This is a genomic window from Ralstonia sp. ASV6 (assembly GCF_016429285.1).
GTDB classification, from domain to species: Bacteria; Pseudomonadota; Gammaproteobacteria; order Burkholderiales; family Burkholderiaceae; genus Ralstonia; species Ralstonia flaminis.
The window spans coordinates 16,096-30,127 of the sequence record NZ_JAELUI010000006.1; the positions used below are offsets into that span (position 1 = coordinate 16,096).

Annotated in this window: 9 protein-coding genes and 1 pseudogene; 3 read left to right on the top strand and 7 right to left on the bottom strand. The window is 63.3% G+C overall.

Annotation, left to right across the window (positions count from 1 at the left end; genetic code table 11):
• Positions 1 to 415 precede the first annotated feature (415 nt).
• Positions 416 to 1,341: pseudogene (locus tag JHD73_RS29030) on the top strand (hypothetical protein).
• 7 nt (positions 1,342 to 1,348) lie between these two features.
• On the opposite strand, the gene JHD73_RS01935 reads toward JHD73_RS29030, so the two are convergent.
• The 3 genes from JHD73_RS01935 to JHD73_RS01945 are packed head-to-tail and all read right to left on the bottom strand — an operon-like array spanning position 1,349 to position 7,330.
• Positions 1,349 to 2,803, bottom strand: a complete 1,455-nt coding sequence (locus JHD73_RS01935) for an efflux transporter outer membrane subunit (RefSeq protein WP_199027157.1) — start codon at positions 2,801 to 2,803, stop codon at positions 1,349 to 1,351.
• Positions 2,800 to 4,116 carry an efflux RND transporter periplasmic adaptor subunit gene (locus JHD73_RS01940; RefSeq protein ID WP_199027158.1) on the bottom strand — a complete coding sequence of 439 codons (1,317 nt, stop codon included), beginning with the start codon at positions 4,114 to 4,116 and terminating at the stop codon, positions 2,800 to 2,802. Before JHD73_RS01940 ends, JHD73_RS01935 begins: the two co-directional genes overlap by 4 nt.
• Positions 4,109 to 7,330 (bottom strand): efflux RND transporter permease subunit, encoded by a 3,222-nt coding sequence (locus tag JHD73_RS01945; RefSeq protein ID WP_199027161.1) that lies wholly within the window; start codon positions 7,328 to 7,330, stop codon positions 4,109 to 4,111. Before JHD73_RS01945 ends, JHD73_RS01940 begins: the two co-directional genes overlap by 8 nt.
• A 301-nt stretch (positions 7,331 to 7,631) precedes the next feature.
• Here JHD73_RS01945 and JHD73_RS01950 point away from each other — a divergent pair, with 301 nt between their 5' ends.
• Positions 7,632 to 8,867, top strand: a complete 1,236-nt coding sequence (locus tag JHD73_RS01950; RefSeq protein WP_199027163.1) for a cystathionine gamma-synthase family protein — start codon at positions 7,632 to 7,634, stop codon at positions 8,865 to 8,867.
• A gap of 127 nt (positions 8,868 to 8,994) precedes the next feature.
• Positions 8,995 to 10,521, top strand: a complete 1,527-nt coding sequence (locus JHD73_RS01955; RefSeq protein ID WP_199027165.1) for a catalase — start codon at positions 8,995 to 8,997, stop codon at positions 10,519 to 10,521.
• Between the two features lie 61 nt (positions 10,522 to 10,582).
• Here the strand turns inward: JHD73_RS01955 and JHD73_RS01960 are convergent, their stop codons facing one another.
• Genes JHD73_RS01960 through ctaD form a run of 4 tightly spaced genes read right to left on the bottom strand, consistent with a single transcriptional unit; the run spans position 10,583 to position 14,026 of the window.
• The gene (locus tag JHD73_RS01960; RefSeq protein WP_199027167.1) at positions 10,583 to 10,933 is read right to left on the bottom strand and encodes a cytochrome C oxidase subunit IV family protein; all 351 of its coding nucleotides are present in this window, start codon (positions 10,931 to 10,933) and stop codon (positions 10,583 to 10,585) included.
• Between the two features lie 8 nt (positions 10,934 to 10,941).
• Entirely contained in the window at positions 10,942 to 11,646 is a 705-nt protein-coding gene (locus JHD73_RS01965) for a heme-copper oxidase subunit III family protein (RefSeq protein WP_199027169.1), read from the bottom strand.
• A complete protein-coding gene (locus tag JHD73_RS01970; RefSeq protein ID WP_199027171.1) occupies positions 11,643 to 12,251 on the bottom strand; it encodes a cytochrome c oxidase subunit 3 in 609 nt (202 codons plus the stop codon). The genes JHD73_RS01965 and JHD73_RS01970 overlap by 4 nt, the downstream gene beginning before the upstream one ends.
• Entirely contained in the window at positions 12,248 to 14,026 is a 1,779-nt protein-coding gene (gene ctaD, locus JHD73_RS01975) for a cytochrome c oxidase subunit I (protein ID WP_199027173.1), read from the bottom strand. Before ctaD ends, JHD73_RS01970 begins: the two co-directional genes overlap by 4 nt.
• Positions 14,027 to 14,032 lie beyond the last annotated feature (6 nt).

Genomic DNA, 14,032 nt, shown 5'->3' on the forward strand with positions numbered 1-14,032 from the left:
CCTGATTCCCCAAACTTGCATGTTCTTTTTGTCCGGCCGAGCGCTACCGACCAAGCGATGGCAGCATCGTTCGGGCGCGTGCGTTGTAAACGGAGTTGTAATGGCTGAGATGTGGCTTGCCCCTACCTTCACAATGTGAAGAAGAGGGCGGCGCGGATTATAGGCATGGCCTTGATGGCGTCGCGCTTGAAATACGCGGATACAACAGTCAGCGTTATGAATATCAGAATTAAGAGCCGCTAATTTTCCCGCAATCCCTTGTCAATACTGGCTTTGAGAACATATTGACGACATTGCAAACAAGTCCCCACTCTAGAGGGGGGCGTCCGTTTTGCCCCAATGCCACAATCGCCAAAATTCAAAACCCATGCTCCGTCAACATGTGAGGTATGGCGGATCCGGACGGGGGAACTTCATGCAGGGAAGTTGGATTGCAATCTCCGCAGCGCGGGCGCGGGCGCATCGGTTGTATGGCGTGCGGGGTTGGTTGGTGACGTTGTTGTGGCTGAATACGCTGCCCGCGCTGGCGATCGTGCTGACGATGAGCATGATCCTGATGCTCGGCGAGGCGGGTGGTGGTTCCTTCCGGCTCGTGCCGGCACTCGTGGGGCTGGTCTTTCCGCTGGGGTTGGTGGTCGTAGCGTTCTTGCGCGTGCGCTGGTTTCCGCTGGTCTGGCTCGGGTATTGCCTGCTGCAATTGCTGGCCACGCTGGCCATGCGCGGCGGGATCAAGGCATGGGCAGCGCAGGCATCGGGTGCGGCAGCGGCAGGGTTGCCGATGATCCTGTTGCTGGCAGCGGAGGTGCTGGTGCCGATCGGCACGCTGGCGTATCTCGTCCGTTCACGCCGTGTGCGCGTGACCTACCGGCATGAGGTGCGTGCGAGCGATCCCGCTGCGGCCCCGGCGGTATTCGACAAGCCCAACCCGAGCGAAACCCCCAGCGATGCCACTGACCATGCGCGAGAGCGTGCGGCGTTGCGTCGCGTGACGCAAGAACTGAGCTCCGGCGTGCTGGATACGCAAACCTGGATGCAGGTGATGCGCCATCACGCCGATGCCACCGATAGCCTGCGCACCACCGCCTACGTGCGTGCGCGCATGGCGGTGCTGTGTCCGCCGGCACATGAGCATCCGCCGCTGCTGCGCACGCTTGCGTCGGGCGTGGGGGCGCTGCTGATCAGCCTCGTCGCGGCGGGTTTGTTGATGGCGGGGGTGATTGCGATGGCGCTGCGCGTGCCCGGCGACGCCACCGAGCTTCTCGAAGCCCTGGTCACCATGGCACTGACGCTGAGTTGGCTGGCCTGTTTGCCGGCGCCCGCTTCCTGCAGCGCATGGCCTGATCCAGCACTACTGTTTGGCGGTCGGCGGCGTGGCAGGGTGGTTCCAGTCGCCGCCCACGGCCTTCACCAGGAACACGCTCGTCGTCAGTTGCTGCCCCAGGATCTGCACCGCCGTACGCTGGTTGTTCAGCAGCGACTGCTGCGCAGTGATCACGTCCAGCGACGTCGCCAGGCCGCCCTCGTAACGCACGCTGGCAATGTCGTAGACCTTGCGGGCGCTGGCGACGGCCGCGCGCGCTTGCGTCGCAGCGCGGTCGAGCGATTGCAATCCGGCCAATCCATCTTCCACTTCCTGCAGCGCACCCAGCACCGTCTGCCGGTAGTTGGCAATGGCGCCTTGATAGCCCGCATTGGCAAAATCCACGCGCGCCCGCGTGCGGCCGGCGTCGAACACCGTCTGCGCGATCTGCGTGCCGAACGACCACAGCAACGTGGGAGCACTGAACAGCAGCGCGACATCACGGCTTTCCCAGCCCGCGCCACCGCCTAGCATGACGCTGGGGAAGAATGCAGCGCGTGCCACGCCCACCTGTGCATTGGCGGCTGCGGCACCGCGCTCGGCGGCAGCCACGTCGGGGCGGCGTTCGATCACGTCGGAGGGCAGCGCCACCGGAATCGTGGGCGGCGTCCCTGCCAGCGGCGCGGGGTCGATGTGGAAGGCGGGGGCGGGCGTGCCGACCAACGTGGCCAGCGCGTGTTCGTATTGCGCACGCTGTTTGGTCAGCAGTTCAGCCTGCGTGGCGGTGCTGTCGACCAGCGCCTGCTGCTGTGCCAGATCCAGCCCCGAGGCCACGCCGTCCTGATGCCGCGAGGTAACAAAATCAAGCGCTTTGCGCTGCAGGGTCAGACCCTCCTGCACGACAGCGATTTCTGCATCGGTCTCGCGCAGGTTGTACCAGGTGGTGGCCACCTGCGCGGCCAGCAAGAGGCGGAAGTTCTCCAGATTGGCTGCGGCCTGTTCCTCACTGGCGGCGGCGTTGGCAACGGTGTTGCGCACGCGGCCGAACAGGTCGGCTTCGTAGCTCACGTCGGCGCGCAGGACGAGGTCGTTCTGCACCGTCGACATGGTCGGGCTGCTATATGACGCGAGCGGCCGGTAGGCCGATGTGCGCGTGCGCGAGTCGTTGCTGCTGGCCGTGACCGTCGGCAGCAGGCCGGCGCGTGCCACACGTGTGAGCGCCTGGGCCTGCTCCAGATTGGTCAGTGCCACCTTGAGCGACTGGTTCTCGCGCAGCGCCTGTTCGATCAGCTTGTCGAGCTGCGGATCATTGAAGCGTTGCCACCACGGGCCCTTGGGGGCAGCGTCGGCGGGTTGCGCGGCGCGCCAGGGTGCCTCGGTCTGCCAGTGCGCGGGCACGTCCATGGCCGGGCGCTCGTAGTGCGGCGCGAGGGAGCAGCCCGTCAGCACGGTGGCAAGCGCTGCCGCCAGCGCAGTCGCATGGAACCTGGACAGCCCGGTCATGATGCGCGCGGTGCGGCAGCCGCAGGCGAGGAGGCCGGCGACGCAGCGGGGGCCGGCTTCACGATGGTTACCGCCTCGCCCTGTTCGATGGAGTCGGCCGGGTTGAGGATCAGCGCGTCGTCCGGTTTCAGGCCGGAAAGGATCTCCACCGTGCGGCCGAAGTCGCGACCAATGTTGACGGCGCGCAGGTCTACACGACCGTTTTCGGCCACGGCAATGCGCGGGCCTTCCTTGCGGAAGAGCAGCGCGTTGGTCGGCACGATGAGCGACGCGGCTGTGTTGGCGGTTGCTGCTGCCTTGCCGGCAATGGCGACCTGTACATAGGCACCCGGCAGCAGACGGCCGTCCTTGTTCGGCAACTGCACCTCGACCTGCATGGTGCGCGTGGCCGTATCAATGGCGCCGGATGCGCGCGCGATGGTGCCGTGGAAGGTTTGGCCGGGTATTTCCGCCACCGTGACGGCCACATCCTGCCCAACCTTCACCTGCTGTGAATACGCCTGCGGCACGTACAGGTAAATGCGCAGCGGGTCCGTCTGCGCCAGCGTGAACAGCTCGCGGTTGGCGCCCGCGTTGCCTGCGTTGACCAGGGTACCCACGTCGACATTGCGCTTGGTGACGACGCCGGCAAACGGTGCCACCACGCGGCGGAAGCCTTGCAACTCCTGCAGGCGGCGCACGTTGGCATCGGCCGCCGCCAGGTCGGCGTGCGCCTGGTTGGCGGCGCTGGTGCGCTCATCCAGCTCCTGTTGCGAGACGGCGTCTTTCTGGCGCAGGTTCTGCCAGCGCGTGAGCGACGTCTGTGCGAGTGCCAGACGCGCAGCCGCCTGGTTGCGTGCGGCCTGGGCCTGGTTCAGTTCCTGGTCCACTTCCGGCGTGTCGAGCAGGGCCAGCGCCTCGCCCTTTTCGACATGCGCGCCGATGTCCTTGAACCAGCGCAGCACGTAGCCGTTGGTGCGTGCATAGATGGGCGACTCCACAAAGCCCTGTAGCGTGCCGGGCAGCGTCAGATCGCGGCTGGCGTTGGCGGGTTTGGGCGTGGTGGTGTTGACGTAGCGGCTGGTCTGCACGCTCACCTGCCGTTCCAGCGCGTGCGCGTTGTAATGGCGGCTGACCAGGGTGCGGATGGCTCCCAGCGCCAGCACGATCGCCACGGCAATCATGACCCAGCGTGCGCGTCGCATGGCGTGGCTGCGGTCCACCTGTTCGATCGGATCAACGGTGACCACGTGATGCGGTGGGAGCACCGCTTGGTGGCTGGAATGGTGCCCCGAATGTTGGCCAGCATGGGCGCCAGATGTTTGCTCAGACATGTCCTTCGCTTCCCCGCAATTCAGTACCGTTACCAGGCCGGGCATTTCGTGTGTTATGCCGCTGCAATCTGCCGTGCACGCTGGCAAACACCACCGGAACAAAGAAGAGGGTCGATACGGTGGCAAACAGCAGTCCGCCGATCACCGCACGGCCCAGTGGCGCGTTCTGCTCTGCGCCTTCGCCCAGGCCCAGTGCCATGGGCACCATGCCGATAATCATCGCCAATGCCGTCATCAGCACCGGGCGCAGGCGTGTGGCGCCAGCTTCCAGCGCGGCCTGCACCGGTGCAATGCCTTCCGCCAACCGCTCGCGTGCAAACGAGATCAGCAAGATGGAGTTGGCCGTTGCCACGCCCATTGTCATGATTGCGCCGGTCAGTGATGGCACCGACAGCGTTGTGCCCGTCACGAACAGCATCCACGCAATGCCTGCCAGCGCCGCCGGCAGTGCCGTCACGATGATGAGCGGGTCGATCCACGACTGGAAGTTCACCACGATCAGCAGGTACACCAGCACGATGGCCATCACCAGGCCCACGCCCAGGCCCAGGAACGACGACTCCATCGTCTGCACCTGACCCCGGATGGTCACCTGCGCGCCGCGCGGCAGCTTGGGGCGGATATCGTCCACCGCCTTCTGCACTTCCTTGGCGACGGCGCCCAAGTCGCGTCCCTGCACGGCGGCGTACACGTCCACCACGGGCGTGATGTCGTAGTGCGAAACCACCTGCGGCTGTACAGATGGGGTGACCTGTACCAGGTTGCCCAGCAATTGCGGCCCGCCCGCTTGTGTGGCACCACCGCGCGCACCCGCCACCGGCGTGCGCAGCAGCGCATCGAGCGAATCCACGCGGTACTGCGGGCTCGTGACCGCCACCTGGTACACCACGCCGTTGATCGGGTTCAACCAGAACGTGGGCGAGGTCTGGAAGCTGGAACTGAGCGACACGAGCAGGTTCTGCGCCACATCACGCCCCTCCAGTCCGACCTGTTGGATGCGGGTGCGGTCCATGTTCAGAGCCAGCGTCGGTTGGTCAAAGCGCTGGTGCACGTGCGTATCCACCGCGCCCGGAATCTGCTTGATGCGGTTGGCGAGAATGCCCGCGAGCTGCTGGTTGGTGGCGACATCCGCGCCCGAAAACTGCACGTCAATCGCCGAGGGCAAACCGAAGTTCAGGATCTGGCTGACGATATCCGCCGGCTGGAAGGCAAACTCCACGCCCGGAAAACGCTTGGGCAGCTCTTCACGCAGGCGGCTGATGTAGACGGCGCTGGGCTTGCGCTCACCTTCTTGCAGGGCGATGAGGATTTCGCCGTCCAGCGTGCCGATCGTGCCGGCGTTGCTGTACGACAGGTTGATACCCGAGTTCGGCACGCCCAGGTTGTCGAGGATGGTGGTCAGCTCGTTCTTGGGAATGATCTCTCGGATGGTGGCTTCTACCTCGTCGGCCAGGCGTGCGGTTTCTTCAATGCGCAGGCCAGACGGCGCACGCATGTGCAGGCGGATCTGGCCCGCATCCACATCGGGGAAGAAGTCACGCCCTAGCACCAGGTACAGCGCGCACGACGCCACGCAAAAGCCCAGGAACGACAGCGCAAACGCGCGGCGGCGCTCCAGCAGCCCGCCGAGGATGGCCGCGTAGTTGCCGCGCATGTGCTCGAACTGACGGTTGAAGCCCTCGTAGATGCGGCCAAAGGTGGTCAACCCGGTGCCGGGCTTCTTGGCGTCTTGCGTGTGGCCGGCCATGAGCATCATCACCAGCGTCGGCACCAGCGTGCGGGAGAGCACGTAGGACGCCAGCATCGCAAAGATCACCGCTTCGGCCATCGGCACGAACAGGTAACGCGCCACGCCCGTGAGGAAGAACATCGGCACGAACACGATACAGATACAGATCGTCGACACGAAGGCCGGTACGGCAATCTCGGCTGCACCATCCAGAATGGCGGTGATCGGGTCCTTGCCCTCGTGCAGATGGCGCTCGATGTTCTCGATGGTGACGGTGGCGTCATCCACCAGAATCCCCACCGCCAGCGCCAGGCCGCCCAGCGTCATCAGGTTGATGGTCTCGCCAATCAGGTGCAGCACGAGGATCGATGTCAGGATCGACAAGGGAATCGATATCGCGATGATGACGGTGCTGCGCCAGTTGCCGAGGAACAGCAGGATCATGGCCGCCGTCAGGCACGCAGCGATCAGCGCCTCGCGAATCACGCCCTCAATGGCGGCCTTCACAAACAGCGACTGGTCGAACAGCGGCGTGATCTTGAGGTCTTGCGGCAGGGCCGCCTCTGCCGCGGGCAGCAGCTTGTAGATGTTGTTGACGATATCCAGCGTGGACGCGCCGCCGTTCTTGAGGACCGACAGCAGCACGCCGCGCTGACCATCCTGGCGCACCACGTTGGTTTGCGGCGAGAAGCCGTCGCGCACGTTGGCCACGTCGCCCAGGTAGAGCGTGGCGCCGTTGCTGGTCTTGACCGGAATGGCATTGAGTGCGGCGATGCTGCCTGGCGTGCCGTTAAGCGTGACGCCGTATTCGGTGGCGTCGATCTTTTGCGTGCCGGCAGGCAGGATCAGGTTCTGCGCGCCCACCGCATTGACGATGTCCACCGGCGTCAGGCCCTGCGCCAGCAGCTTTTGCGTATCGAGGTCCACCGTGATCTGCCGGCTCTTGCCGCCGTACGGATATGGCACGGCGATGCCAGGCACGGTAATCAGGCGCGGGCGCAGGAAGTTCAGTGCGGTGTCATTGAGTTCCTGCTCAGACAGCGTGTTGGAAGACAGCCCCAACTGCAGGATCGGGATGCTCGACGCCGAATACTTGATGACCAGGGGCGGCGTTGTGCCCGGCGGCAGTTGGCGCACCTGCGCTTGCGTGCTCGCCACGATCTGCGCCAGCGCCGTCTGGATGTTGGCGTTGGGCTGGAAGAAGACCTTGATGATCGAGATACCGTTCAGCGACTGCGATTCGATGTGCTCGATGTCGTTAACGGTGGTCGTCAGGCTGCGCTCCGTCACCGAGACGATGCGGTCGGCCATCTCCTTGGCAGGCAGGCCGTTGTAGTTCCAGATGATGCTGACAACCGGAATATCGATTTCCGGAAAAATGTCCGTTGGCGTACGCATGAGCGTAAACGGCGTCGCCAGCAGGATCAGCAGCGCGAGGACGATGAACGTCAGCGGCCTTCGCAGCGCGAGTTGGACAATCCACATGGAAGCGTTTCAGAACCGCGAAGCGTTGATGACGGGGGCGGGAGCCACCCGAGCGGGCGGCGGCCAACCATTTTAGCGCCGGGACTGTTCGATCAGAATGTTTTGATGATCAGACATTATTACAGTGCATAACGGCAACTGCCGGGGCAACTGAAGGGCCTTGGCAGACAGACGCGGCAAGCCGCGGGTGCCGCGCGGCTTCGGACGCTATGTGCAATATCACACCCGGTGTCGCCGCGGGTGCGCCTCAAATCGCGCGATAATGCCAAGCTTTCCCCGCATTCTTTCGTGCCCGCCCGCCATGACCGGACTCACTACCGCCCTCCTGCACGCCGACCGCGAAGCCGGCGTCGAGCATTACGCTGTCCACAAGCCCCTGCATACGTCCACCACGTATGGATATTCGGACACGCGCGAGCTGATCGACGTGTTCCAGGGCAAGCCCGGCTACACCTACGCGCGCCAGGGCAACCCGACCACGGCGGCGCTGGAAGCGAAGATCACCATGATGGAAGCGGGCCTGGCCACCGCGTGCTTCGCTACCGGCATGGCCGCCATCGTGGCCGTGTTTTCGACCATGCTGCGCGCGGGCGATCACGTGGTCTCCAGCGCTTTCCTGTTCGGCAACACCAACAGCGTGTTTGAGACGCTGCGCCACATGGGCGTGGAAGTGACATTTGTCGATGCCACGTCGGCACAAGCCGTGGCGGATGCCGTTCAACCGAACACACGCCTCGTCTTTGTGGAAACGATCGCCAACCCGCGCACGCAGGTGGCGGACTTGAAGGGCATCGGTGCCCTCTGCAAGGAACGCGGCCTGCTGTATGTGATCGACAGCACGATGACCTCGCCATGGCTGTTCCGTGGTCGTGATGCGCAGGCCAGCCTGGTGGTGCATTCGCTGTCCAAGTACATCGGCGGGCACGGCAATGCGTTGGGCGGCGCGGTGGTCGACACCGGGCTGTTCGACTGGACGACGTATCCGAACATCTTCCCGGCCTATCGCAAGGCCAAACCGGAAATGCAGGGCATCCAGCAGATCCGCAAGAAAGGCCTGCGCGATCAGGGCGCGACGCTCATTGCCGATGCCGCCCACCGCATTGCCGTGGGCGCGGAAACCATGACTCTGCGGGTGGACCGCACTTGCAGCAATGCGCTGGCGCTGGCGCGCACGCTGGCCGCGCACCCGAAGGTGGCACGCGTGTACTACCCCGGCCTGCCGGAACACCCCGAGCACGCCCGCGCCACCGAGCTGTTCCGCCACTACGGCGGCCTGCTGAGCTTCGAGCTGGTGGAAGGCGCCGACTACGTGGAGATGCTTAACCACCTGCGTTTTGCTGTGCGCGCCACCCACCTGGGTGACACGCGTACGCTGGTGATTCCCGTCGCGCCAACCATCTACTGGGAAATGGGCGCAGAGCGTCGTGCGTCGATGGGCATTGCCGATTCGCTCGTGCGCGTGTCGGTCGGCATTGAAGACGAAGCCGATTTGCTGACGGATTTCACGCAGGCATTGGATGCAACAAGCGCAGCTTGAAATTGATCTAAATAACAATTCTTAACGCGAATTAAGCGCGTCTATCGCGGGAATTTAAACAATCAAATTCCCCTGCGATGTCGGGGTCACTAAGGTAGCGACTCGTTTCACCTTAGGAGACCTCGACATGTCCCGAATCCGCTCTCTGCGGTTTTCTCTTGTTGCGCTAGCAGCACTGACCGCCTTCCAAGCTGGCGCTGCCACGCTCACGCGCGACAATGGTGCGCCTGTGGGCGACAACCAGAATTCGCAAACCGCCGGCCCCAACGGCCCCGTGCTGCTGCAAGACGTGCAGCTCATCCAGAAGCTGCAGCGCTTTGACCGCGAGCGTATTCCTGAGCGTGTTGTGCATGCGCGCGGTACCGGTGCCTACGGCGTGTTTGTCGCCAGCAAGGACATCTCCGATCTGACCCGTGCCAAGGTGTTTACGCCGGGCGAAGAGACGCCGGTGTTCGTGCGCTTCTCCAGCGTCATCCACGGCAACCACTCGCCCGAAACGCTGCGTGACCCACGCGGCTTCGGGACCAAGTTCTACACGCGCGAAGGCAACTGGGATCTGGTCGGCAACAACCTGCCGGTGTTCTTCATCCGTGACGCGATCAAGTTTCCGGACATGGTGCACTCGCTCAAGCCAGCGCCTGACACCAACATTCAAGACCCGAATCGCCTCTTTGATTTCTTCTCGCACCAGCCAGAAGCCACGCACATGCTGACGCGCGTGTACAGCGACTACGGCACGCCCACCAGCTACCGCGAGATGGACGGCAACAGCGTGCACGCCTATAAGTTCGTCAACGCTAAGGGCGAGATTCACTACGTCAAGTTCCACTGGAAGAGCCTGCAAGGCCAGAAGACGCTTACCGCAGCCCAAGCCGAGGCGGTGCAGGGTAAAGACTTCAACCACATGACGAAGGATCTGATTGGCGCCATCAACAAGGGCGACTATCCGAAGTGGGATCTGTACATTCAGGTGCTCAAGCCTGAGCAACTCGCCAAGTTCGACTTTGATCCGCTGGACGCCACCAAGATCTGGCCCGACGTGCCCGAAGTGAAGATCGGTACCATGACGCTGAACAAGAACCCGAGCAACGTCTTCCTGGAGACGGAGCAGGCTGCGTTGGCGCCGTCCAACCTGGTACCGGGCATTGAGCCATCGGAAGACCGCCTGCTGCAGGGCCGCATCTTCTCGTATGCCGATACGCAGCTCCACCGCGTGGGCACCAACGGCTTGCAACTGCCGATCAACCGTCCGCGCACATCGGTCGTCAACTACAACCAAGACGGCAGCATGAATCCCGGTGCCAAGCAGGGCAACGTGAACTACGAGCCCAGCGAACGCGCCGACCTGGCCGCCGATGCGGCCGCCAAGTACAGCCGCCTGCCGCTGTCGGGCACGACACAGCAGCAACGCATTGCCCGCACGCAAAACTTTAAGCAAGCGGGTGACTTCTACCGTTCGCTGTCGGTACAGGAGCAAGCCAATCTGGTGAGCAACCTGGCAGGCGATCTGGGGCAAGTGAAGGACGAGAACGTGAAGTACACCATGCTGTCGTACTTCCAGAAGGCGGACGCCAACTACGGCCTCGCCCTCGCCCAAGCTGTGAAGGCCGACCCGGCACGCGTGCAAGCGCTGGCCGCCAAGCTGCAAGACTGATCGATCTCGATCGCGACGTGGTTTTCCCGCTGTGCCGCTCAGGTGCAGCGGGCTTTTTCGTTTAGTGAAAGAAGAACGTACGCATGCCAAATGTGTGATGCGCTTCCGCCGCCATCAGCACCATCAATACCAGCAGTGCCAGCGGCGGCATGAGGATGGCATACACCAGTGCCAGCCGCTCCCACACCATGTGCATGAACACCGATACGATCAGCCCCGCCTTGGCAATCATCAACACGATGATCAGCGTCCAGCGTGTTAGCCCTTCCACGCGAAAGTAGTCCACCAGGTACGACAGGGTGCTCAGCACAAACAGCAGCCCCCAGATTTTCAAATAGATGCCGATGGGGTGCTGCTGGCCATGTGAAGCGGGGGAAGCGTCATGGGTGTGAGCTGCGTCGGTGTGGTCCATGGTCTGCCTCACCACAAATAGAACAGTGCAAAGATGAATACCCAGACGAGATCGACGAAGTGCCAGTACAGGCCGGCAATCTCAACAATCTGGAAGTTGCCGTGTTCGGCAAAGCCCGGCTGCAGGATCTTGCGCGCGGTCAGTAGCAGGTAGATCACGCCGCAGGTCACGTGAAAGCCGTGGAACCCGGTAATCATGAAGAAGCACGCGCCAAACTGTGCCGCCCCTAATGGGTTGCCCCATGGGCGGATGCCTTCGTGCACGATCAGCTTGGTCCATTCGAACGCCTGCATCGAGACGAAGGTTGCGCCCAGCAGGGCCGTGGCCAACATCAACAACGCGGCCCGCTTGGCGTCGCGCCGGTAGCCGAAGTTGACCGCCATTGCCATCGTGCCGCTGCTGCTGATGAGCACGAAGGTCATGATGGCGATCAGCAGCAAGGGCACCTCGACGCCACCCACCGACAGCCCGAACACCTTGGATGGATCGGGCCATGGCACGGTGGTCGACATGCGCACCGTCATATAGCCGATCAGGAAGCTGCTGAAGACGAAGGTGTCCGACAGCAGGAAGATCCACATCATGGCCTTGCCCCACGGCACCTTGAAGGTTTCGCGGTCGCCTGACCAGTCGTTGACGATGCCGGGCCAGCCCTGGGGGAGTCTATCCTGCAAGGCTTGTGTGGAATTGCTCGGGAGCGTGGGAGTGCTCATGGCGTGGCTCCGGTCAATGGCCCACAGATGGCGGAAACGAACGCCGGGGTGATCCACCACATTGCCGCCAGCAACACGAGCCACACGGTCAGCAGGAAATGCCAGTACGTTGTGCAGAGGGTGATGGCACGCTGGGTGCGATCAACGTTGTCGCGCAGGCGTGCAATCGTCACAGCCAGGACGATGAGCCCGCCGATCACGTGCGTTGCATGCAGACCGGTGAAGACATAGAGGAAGCTGTTGGAGGGGTTGGCCGCTACACCTTGCCCGCTGGCTGACAGCTGTTGCCAGGCGGTCCACTGGCCGAAGACGAACAGCGCCGCGAGCGCGCCGCCTGCCAGCAGCCAGACCGTGCGGCGCGACGCTGTGCGCCGTGCAAGCTCCATCGCGGCGCTTGCCAGCGCGAGCGCACCGGTGTTCCACCACAGCAGCACTGGGTGCGGCACGGGCATCCAATCCGCTTCGCGCATGCGCATTGCATAAGCGAGGATCAGTAGCGAGAACAAGGCCGTCACGACGCCCATGAAGACGCGCAAACCGATACGCCCGGCGCTTGGTAGAACGGGCGATGCATCTGGAACGAAGTGGCGGGGCAGGGTCGTCATGCTCGCACCCCGCCAGCGTGGAGGATGTCGGCTTCTGTCTCGGGCGCGCCTGGTGCACTGGACGGCGGCTCGTTTTGCGGTACGAAGTCTTCTGCGCGATTGGGCGGGCTGTACTCATATGCCCAGCGGTAGACCACCGGTAGCGTCGGCCCCCAATTGCCGTGCGCGGGCGGCGTTTGCGGGGTCTGCCATTCGAGCGTGGTGGCGCGCCATGGGTTGCCACCGGCCTGCTTGCCGCGTACCAGGCTCCACGCGAGGTTGAAGAGGAACAGCAACTGCGCCGCCCCGACGATGAACGCAATGATGCTGATGAACGTATTCAGCGTCTGCGCTGATGGCGGGATGAAGCTGTAGCCTTCATAGGCGTAATACCGGCGTGGCATGCCGAGCACGCCCAGGTAATGCATCGGAAAGTAGATCAGGTAGGTGCCGATGAAGGTGATCCAGAAATGCGCGCGCCCCAGCGTGTCATTCAGCATGCGCCCCGTCACCTTCGGATACCAGTGATACAGCCCACCAAACACCACCAGGATCGGCGACACGCCCATCACCATGTGGAAGTGCGCAACCACGAAGTACGTGTTGGAGAGCGGAATGTCCACGCTCACGTTGCCGAGGAAGAGCCCCGTGAGCCCGCCGATCACGAACGTGCTGATGAAGCCGATGGCAAACAGCATGGGCACGGTCAGGTGGATGTCCCCGCGCCACAGCGTGAGCACCCAGTTGTAGACCTTGAGCGCGGTGGGGATGGCGATGATGAGCGTGGTGGTGGCAAAGAAGAAACCAAAGTACGGGTTCATGCCTGCCACGAACATGTGGTGCGCCCACACGACAAAGCTCAGTGCGCCGATGATGACGATGGCCCACACCATCATCCGGTAGCCGAAGATGTTCTTGCGCGCGTGCGTGCTGATGAGATCCGACACGATGCCAAACGCGGGCAGCGCGACGATGTACACCTCCGGATGCCCGAAGAACCAGAACAGGTGTTGAAACAGCAGCGGGCTGCCACCGGCATGCGGTAGATGCTGCCCCATCGACACCACGGCCGGCACGAAGAAGCTCGTGCCCAGCGTCTTGTCGAGCAGCATCATGATGGCCGACACGAACAGCGCTGGAAACGCCAGCAGCGCCAGCACGGTCGCCGTGAAAATGCCCCACACCGTGAGCGGCATGCGCATCAGTGTCATGCCGCGTGTGCGCGCCTGTAGCGTGGTGGTGACGTAGTTCAGCCCGCCCATGGTCGCCGCGACGATGAAGATGGCCAGCGACACCAGCATCAGCACGATGCCCCACTCAGTGCCCGGCGTGCCCGGCAGGATGGCCTGCGGTGGATACAGCGTCCAGCCCGCGCCCGTCGGCCCGCCCGGCACGAAAAAACTCGCCACCAGCACCAGCACGGCCAGCAGGTACACCCAGTAGCTCAGCATGTTGAGGAACGGGAACACCATGTCGCGCGCGCCCAGCATCAACGGGATCAGGTAGTTGCCAAAGCCGCCGAGGAACAACGCCGTCAGCAGGTAGATCACCATGATCATTCCGTGCATGGTGACGAACTGGTAGTAGTGGGTGGCATCAATGAAGGCGAACTTGCCAGGAAAGCCCAACTGCAGCCGCATCAGGTTCGACAGCACGAGCCCCACCAGCCCGATGGCGATGGCCGTGAGCGAGTACTGCACCGCGATGACCTTGTGGTCCTGGCTCCAGATATAGCGTGTCCAGAAACTCGAGGGTTCGTGACCCTGGCCGTCATGGTCGGTGTGGGCGTAGGACATGGAGTC

Bases quoted from the DNA above. Each gene is read 5' to 3' on its own strand.
- ctaD (WP_199027173.1), bottom strand. From the start codon at position 14,026: ATGTCCTACGCCCACACCGACCATGACGGCCAGGGTCACGAACCCTCG.
- JHD73_RS01965 (WP_199027169.1), bottom strand. From the start codon at position 11,646: ATGAGCACTCCCACGCTCCCGAGCAATTCCACACAAGCCTTGCAGGAT.
- JHD73_RS01955 (WP_199027165.1), top strand. From the start codon at position 8,995: ATGTCCCGAATCCGCTCTCTGCGGTTTTCTCTTGTTGCGCTAGCAGCA.
- JHD73_RS01950 (WP_199027163.1), top strand. From the start codon at position 7,632: ATGACCGGACTCACTACCGCCCTCCTGCACGCCGACCGCGAAGCCGGC.
- JHD73_RS01960 (WP_199027167.1), bottom strand. From the start codon at position 10,933: ATGGACCACACCGACGCAGCTCACACCCATGACGCTTCCCCCGCTTCA.
- JHD73_RS01945 (WP_199027161.1), bottom strand. From the start codon at position 7,330: ATGTGGATTGTCCAACTCGCGCTGCGAAGGCCGCTGACGTTCATCGTC.
- JHD73_RS01940 (WP_199027158.1), bottom strand. From the start codon at position 4,116: ATGTCTGAGCAAACATCTGGCGCCCATGCTGGCCAACATTCGGGGCAC.
- JHD73_RS01935 (WP_199027157.1), bottom strand. From the start codon at position 2,803: ATGACCGGGCTGTCCAGGTTCCATGCGACTGCGCTGGCGGCAGCGCTT.
- JHD73_RS01970 (WP_199027171.1), bottom strand. From the start codon at position 12,251: ATGACGACCCTGCCCCGCCACTTCGTTCCAGATGCATCGCCCGTTCTA.